The sequence below is a fragment of the Pseudoalteromonas sp. S3260 genome, from assembly GCF_005886925.1.
Lineage (GTDB): Bacteria > Pseudomonadota > Gammaproteobacteria > Enterobacterales > Alteromonadaceae > Pseudoalteromonas > Pseudoalteromonas tetraodonis.
In genome coordinates this window covers 1-1,618 of sequence record NZ_PNCV01000212.1, presented here as the reverse complement: position 1 = coordinate 1,618, position 1,618 = coordinate 1, and the positions used below count along the sequence as shown (strand labels likewise).

Below are 1,618 nucleotides of genomic sequence, written 5' to 3'. Positions count from 1 at the left end.
CATTGATAGATATTTGGATCAATATTCATTACGGGAGATGAACCGCCCATTGCGGACCCGCATGATGGGTGGTGTGGGGGCTGGAGGTTAGAGACCTCCGGCTACCCGATTATGTGTTTAACTGCGTTTTTACATAGTTAATAATTTCATCTGGTGTTGAATCTTGCATGATAATAGACACTAATTGAAATTGCGAAAAAACTTCGTCTGTATAAAAAGAAGTGTGATTTACATAATCATCTTCTAATTTATCATCAAGATCGTCAGAGAAATTCATGTCCCATGTTCTTTCAACATACTCTAACCTTAGATTTGTCTCTGACATTTTGCTCATACTCAAGAAACACATAACATTTTAGTATTTATGCGACACGCTGTTTGTGTTGCATAATCGCTTATCATACGATGACACCCATTTTAACGACCTATTGAACCTGTGTTATCATACGATGACACCCATTTTAACGACCTATTGAACCTGTGTCACAAAATTCACTATTAAGCTCTGCATTTAGTTTCTTGCAACTTTAAAAGGCTGGTTTCAGCTTTAAATAAGTAAATATCGTTGTAAAACTTAAATGACAGACATGGAAATACCTGCTCTATACAGTAAGTTTACGTATTTGATTGATTAAGCTTTATGCGAGTAATTTTTCGCAGTTACTCATGTTTGCTCGCCGCTTTCTCCCTAAATTTTCACAATAGCTTTCATGTGAAGAAGGTCTACCGACTGCACCATGAAACACACGCGTAAATTGTGTCGTCAATTTCAGCCAGTTCTCAGGGCTAATATTGACTCGCTCTAGTAAAGGAAGGTATATATTGTCAATGTGTCCCTGCTTGTCTTCTCTTATAACACGGCCTGTTAATTCAACGAGTTCAAGGTAGGATTTAAGTTCAAAAGGTAGGCCTTTTGGCATGATTTGGCGTGGTAACCCTGCAAAACGTAATAAACTTTTAGGCTGCTTGCCTGTTGCTGCACTTTCTAATCGCTTTTTCACGCTGGTATGATTTGATTCTTCGGGGATGCTGGCTACCTTTGCTCTAATTGGATTTAAATCTACATACGCCATGCAAGCAGCTAGTGCGGCTTCATCTAGCAAGGCCTGTGATTTAAAGCGCCCTTCCCAGAATCGACCAGTGCAGTTGTCTTCTTTATTCGCTTTGCGCGCAATATCTTCATTTAACAAGCGCATAAACCAACTGATGCTAGATAGCCGCTCTCGGTATTGTTTTACTGTTTGATTGAAAAAGATAAGCTCTGCTTTAGTGAGTTTTTCACCTTGCAGGTATTTTTGCGTTAATAACGTGCCTTTACACACTTTATGCCACCGAATAATAATGGCTTTGTCATTTAGCCTATTGGCCTTTTTATCATCTACATATAGTACTAAATGAGTGTGATTACTCATCACAGCATAAGCACACACATCTATGCAAAATACTTTTGCTAAGGCAAGTAGCCTATCTTCTACCCAGCCTCTGCGGTGCTCATAAGACTGACCTGTAAAATGGTCTTCTCCGCATAAAAAGGCTCGGCGTACACAACGTGAAATACAGTGATAATATCGCGTATCAGCCAAACTAACCTGACGCTTTCTTGCAATTGCCATGGAAC

Annotated in this window: 2 protein-coding genes; both read right to left on the bottom strand. The window is 39.4% G+C overall.

The window, feature by feature from the left end; translation table 11 throughout:
• Positions 1-109: 109 nt before the first annotated feature.
• Complete coding sequence (locus CWC14_RS18230) at positions 110-325, bottom strand: hypothetical protein (protein ID WP_138564302.1); 216 nt, start codon at positions 323-325, stop codon at positions 110-112.
• Between the two features lie 313 nt (positions 326-638).
• Positions 639-1,613 (bottom strand): hypothetical protein, encoded by a 975-nt coding sequence (locus tag CWC14_RS18225; protein WP_036983929.1) that lies wholly within the window; start codon positions 1,611-1,613, stop codon positions 639-641.
• Positions 1,614-1,618: the final 5 nt, after the last annotated feature.